This window comes from Flavobacterium aerium (assembly GCF_030766725.1).
Classification (GTDB): domain Bacteria; phylum Bacteroidota; class Bacteroidia; order Flavobacteriales; family Flavobacteriaceae; genus Flavobacterium; species Flavobacterium aerium.
The window spans coordinates 1-5,541 of sequence record NZ_JARQWR010000021.1 but is presented as its reverse complement, the minus strand read 5'-3'; the positions used below and the strand labels follow the sequence as shown (position 1 = coordinate 5,541).

General features: G+C 46.5%; 2 tRNA genes and 3 rRNA genes. All 5 read right to left on the bottom strand.

The window, feature by feature from the left end:
• Nucleotides 1-57: 57 nt before the first annotated feature.
• Nucleotides 58-166, bottom strand: a 5S ribosomal RNA gene (gene rrf, locus P6733_RS17755).
• A gap of 125 nt (nt 167-291) precedes the next feature.
• A 23S ribosomal RNA gene (locus P6733_RS17750) occupies nt 292-3,175 on the bottom strand.
• Nucleotides 3,176-3,284: 109 nt separating this feature from the next.
• Nucleotides 3,285-3,358 (bottom strand) — tRNA-Ala (locus P6733_RS17745).
• A gap of 108 nt (nt 3,359-3,466) precedes the next feature.
• Nucleotides 3,467-3,540: transfer RNA gene (locus tag P6733_RS17740), tRNA-Ile, on the bottom strand.
• A gap of 103 nt (nt 3,541-3,643) precedes the next feature.
• A 16S ribosomal RNA gene (locus P6733_RS17735) occupies nt 3,644-5,157 on the bottom strand.
• Together the 16S, 23S and 5S rRNA genes with 2 tRNA genes alongside form the textbook arrangement of a ribosomal RNA operon.
• Between the last annotated feature and the right edge of the window lie 384 nt (nt 5,158-5,541).

Here is a 5,541-nt window from a genome sequence, read left to right as displayed (position 1 = left end):
TTCTCAAAAATTAATAAAAACAAAAAACCCTATCCGATATGGATAGGGTTTTTAAAAGAAAGGCGACGACATACTCTCCCACAAATTGCAGTACCATCTGCGCAGGCGGGCTTAACTACTCTGTTCGGGATGGGAAGAGGTGAGCCCCGCCGCAATAACCACCTTAAGTCGTTCTGCTTGGGTTTCAAAGATCTAGCTTTGAACAATCAAACAATATATCTTAACATACTGAGATAAAGAAAAAAGTATTTTTAGAAAGTTTCTTCTCCCGCCGCAAGGCGGGAGAAAAGCGTACATAAGCTTACAGGTTATTAGTACTACTCGACTATGACATTACTGCCTTTACATCTATAGCCTATCAACGTGGTCATCTTCCACGACCTTTAAAAGAAATCTCATCTTGTGGTGGGTTTCGCGCTTATATGCTTTCAGCGCTTATCCCTTCCAAACGTAGCTACTCTGCGGTGCCCCTGGCGGGACAACAGATACACTAGAGGTTTGTCCAACTCGGTCCTCTCGTACTAGAGTCAGATCCACTCAAATTTCTAACGCCCACAGTAGATAGAGACCGAACTGTCTCACGACGTTCTGAACCCAGCTCGCGTGCCACTTTAATGGGCGAACAGCCCAACCCTTGGGACCTTCTCCAGCCCCAGGATGTGACGAGCCGACATCGAGGTGCCAAACCCCCCCGTCGATATGAGCTCTTGGGGGAGATCAGCCTGTTATCCCCGGCGTACCTTTTATCCTTTGAGCGATGGCCCTTCCATGCGGAACCACCGGATCACTATGCTCTACTTTCGTACCTGATCGACTTGTAGGTCTCTCAGTCAAGCTCCCTTATGCCATTGCACTCTACGCACGGTTACCAAGCGTACTGAGGGAACCTTTAGAAGCCTCCGTTACTCTTTTGGAGGCGACCACCCCAGTCAAACTACCCACCAAGCAATGTCCCCCACAACGCGGGGTTAGGCCTCAGATAAGCAAAGGGTCGTATTTCAACAATGACTCCACAACGCCTAGCGACGCCACTTCATAGTCTCCGACCTATCCTACACATCACTTATCCAAGGTCAATACTAAGCTATAGTAAAGGTGCACAGGGTCTTTTCGTCCCACTGCGGGTAATCGGCATCTTCACCGATACTACAATTTCACCGAGCTCATGGCTGAGACAGTGTCCAGATCGTTACACCATTCGTGCAGGTCGGAACTTACCCGACAAGGAATTTCGCTACCTTAGGACCGTTATAGTTACGGCCGCCGTTTACTGGGGCTTCAATTCAATGCTTCTCCGAAGATAACATCTCCTCTTAACCTTCCAGCACCGGGCAGGTGTCAGGCCCTATACTTCATCTTACGATTTTGCAGAGCCCTGTGTTTTTGATAAACAGTCGCCTGGACCTCTTCACTGCGGCCAGCATTGCTGCTGGCGACCTTTCTCCCGAAGTTACAGGTCTATTTTGCCTAATTCCTTAGCCATGAATCTCTCGAGCACCTTAGGATTCTCTCCTCGACTACCTGTGTCGGTTTGCGGTACGGGTACTTATAACCTGAAGTTTAGAGGTTTTTCTTGGAAGCCCTTAGGTGTACTATCTCTTTGTCCGAAGACTCCGAGTACTATCGTATTTCACCATTCTAAACGGATTTGCCTATCTAGAATATAGCTAATTACTTCAACGAACTATTCCGTCAGTTCGCGACACTTTCATCACTCCGTCACCCCATCACAGTTATAAGTAGTACGGGAATATTAACCCGTTGGCCATCGACTGTCCCTTTCGGGTTCGCCTTAGGACCCGACTAACCCTCAGCTGATTAGCATAGCTGAGGAAACCTTAGTCTTTCGGTGTGCGGGTTTCTCGCCCGCATTATCGTTACTTATGCCTACATTTTCTTTTCTAACCAGTCCAGCATGCCTTACGACACACCTTCTACCCTGTTAGAATGCTCCCCTACCACTTGTAATAAATTACAAATCCATAGCTTCGGTAATATACTTATGCCCGATTATTATCCATGCTCGTCCGCTCGACTAGTGAGCTGTTACGCACTCTTTAAATGAATGGCTGCTTCCAAGCCAACATCCTAGCTGTCTGGGCAGACAAACCTCGTTTTTTCAACTTAGTATATATTTGGGGACCTTAGCTGATGGTCTGGGTTCTTTCCCTCTCGGACATGGACCTTAGCACCCATGCCCTCACTGTTAGTGAACATTATATAGCATTCGGAGTTTGTCAGGAATTGGTAGGCGGTGAAGCCCCCGCATCCAATCAGTAGCTCTACCTCTATATAACTTTATAACTAACGCTGCACCTAAATGCATTTCGGGGAGTACGAGCTATTTCCGAGTTTGATTGGCCTTTCACCCCTACCCACAGGTCATCCGAAGACTTTTCAACGTCAACCGGTTCGGTCCTCCACTGTGTGTTACCACAGCTTCAACCTGCCCATGGGTAGATCACACGGTTTCGCGTCTACCACTACTGACTAAAGCGCCCTATTCAGACTCGCTTTCGCTACGGATCCATGGCTTAACCACTTATCCTTGCCAGCAACGGTAACTCGTAGGCTCATTATGCAAAAGGCACGCCGTCACCCCACGAAAGGGCTCCGACCGCTTGTAAGCGTATGGTTTCAGGATCTATTTCACTCCGTTATTCACGGTTCTTTTCACCTTTCCCTCACGGTACTGGTTCACTATCGGTCTCTCAGGAGTATTTAGCCTTAGCGGATGGTCCCGCCAAATTCAGACAGGGTTTCACGTGCCCCGCCCTACTCAGGATACCACTATCTATTACATCTCTTACCAATACGAGGCTATCACTCCCTATGGCTCAACTTTCCAGTTGATTCTTGTTCGATTTGCATAAAATGTCGTGGTCCTACAACCCCAATATTGCCGTAACAACATTGGTTTGGGCTAATCCGCGTTCGCTCGCCACTACTTACGGAATCACTTTTGTTTTCTTCTCCTCCGCCTACTTAGATGTTTCAGTTCAGCGGGTTTGCTCACCTATCGGTGTGGCATGTCTTCAACATACCGGGTTGCCCCATTCGGATATCTACGGATCAATTCGTGTGTGCCAATCCCCGTAGCTTTTCGCAGCTTATCACGTCCTTCATCGCCTCTGAGAGCCTAGGCATTCCCCATACGCCCTTATTTTGCTTATTGTACTTTTTATTTACACCTATTTCTAGGTATAAAAGTGCTTTCTACTTTTTAATATTTTTCTTATCTCAATATGTCAATGAACTGTTTTACTACAATTTCGTAGTAATTGTGGAGAATATCGGAGTCGAACCGATGACCTCCTGCGTGCAAGGCAGGCGCTCTAGCCAGCTGAGCTAATCCCCCATTATAATTTCAATTTTTTGAATTATGAATGTTGAATTTTGAATTAATGGTAATTCATACTCATACTTCTAAAATTTCCTATCGAATATAGTGTTGCGCTTTAATTTGTAGTCCCGGGCAGACTCGAACTGCCGACCCCTACATTATCAGTGTAGTACTCTAACCAGCTGAGCTACGAGACTCTAAATCTATTGCTCTTCTATCTTCTTGTATTATTTGAACTAACAGCGAGAGTAAATCCTTAACGTTTTTCACATTAATTTACTTATTTCTTATTTTCTCTAGAAAGGAGGTGTTCCAGCCGCACCTTCCGGTACGGCTACCTTGTTACGACTTAGCCCTAGTTACCAGTTTTACCCTAGGCAGCTCCTTGCGGTCACCGACTTCAGGTACCCCCAGCTTCCATGGCTTGACGGGCGGTGTGTACAAGGCCCGGGAACGTATTCACCGGATCATGGCTGATATCCGATTACTAGCGATTCCAGCTTCACGGAGTCGAGTTGCAGACTCCGATCCGAACTGTGATCGGTTTTGTAGATTCGCTCCTGGTCACCCAGTGGCTGCTCTCTGTACCGACCATTGTAGCACGTGTGTAGCCCAAGGCGTAAGGGCCGTGATGATTTGACGTCATCCCCACCTTCCTCTCAGTTTGCACTGGCAGTCTCGTTAGAGTTCCCGACATGACTCGCTGGCAACTAACGACAGGGGTTGCGCTCGTTATAGGACTTAACCTGACACCTCACGGCACGAGCTGACGACAACCATGCAGCACCTTGTAAATTGTCCGAAGAAAAAACTGTTTCCAGTCCTGTCAATCTACATTTAAGCCTTGGTAAGGTTCCTCGCGTATCATCGAATTAAACCACATGCTCCACCGCTTGTGCGGGCCCCCGTCAATTCCTTTGAGTTTCATTCTTGCGAACGTACTCCCCAGGTGGGATACTTATCACTTTCGCTTAGCCACTGAGCTTGCGCCCAACAGCTAGTATCCATCGTTTACGGCGTGGACTACCAGGGTATCTAATCCTGTTCGCTACCCACGCTTTCGTCCATCAGCGTCAATCAATTATTAGTAACCTGCCTTCGCAATTGGTATTCCATGTAATATCTAAGCATTTCACCGCTACACTACATATTCTAGTTACTTCATAATAATTCAAGTCTTACAGTATCAATGGCCATTTCTCGGTTGAGCCGAAAGATTTCACCACTGACTTATAAAACCGCCTACGGACCCTTTAAACCCAATGATTCCGGATAACGCTTGGATCCTCCGTATTACCGCGGCTGCTGGCACGGAGTTAGCCGATCCTTATTCCTACAGTACCGTCAATCTACCACACGTGGTAGGGTTTCTTCCTGTATAAAAGCAGTTTACAACCCATAGGGCAGTCATCCTGCACGCGGCATGGCTGGATCAGGCTTGCGCCCATTGTCCAATATTCCTCACTGCTGCCTCCCGTAGGAGTCTGGTCCGTGTCTCAGTACCAGTGTGGGGGATCTCCCTCTCAGGACCCCTACCCATCGTTGCCTTGGTATGCCGTTACCATACCAACTAGCTAATGGGACGCATGCTCATCTTTCACCGATAAATCTTTAATTACATCTTGATGCCAAGTCGTAATACTATGAGATATTAATCCAAATTTCTCTGGGCTATCCCTCTGTGAAAGGTAGATTGCATACGCGTTACGCACCCGTGCGCCGGTCTCTAGCTCCGAAGAACTATACCCCTCGACTTGCATGTGTTAAGCCTGCCGCTAGCGTTCATCCTGAGCCAGGATCAAACTCTTCATCGTATATTATTTATAATTTTGAGATCGAAATATTTAGTAATTCTTAATACTCGAAACAAACTTACTCTCTCTTATTTGCTGTCAATTCAATATGTCTATGAACGTGTCTTCTTTATCTATTCCACTTGTCTCTCAAAGCGGGTGCAAAAGTACAACTTCCCTTTTTATCTCGCAAGCTTTTTGTGAAGTTTTTTTTTAGAGCCTAAGCCCCTATTTCTTCTCTTTCCACTTACTCAATTTTTCAAGGACCGTTGCCCCCTTTCGGGTCGGCAAAGCTAAATCTTTTTTACATCTCTCGCAAATCTTTTTTTATCTTTTTTCTAAAAGCTAAATCCCAATCTGACTGCTGTATTTCTGATGAACTTGTGCGCTGTTGCGGGTGCAAAA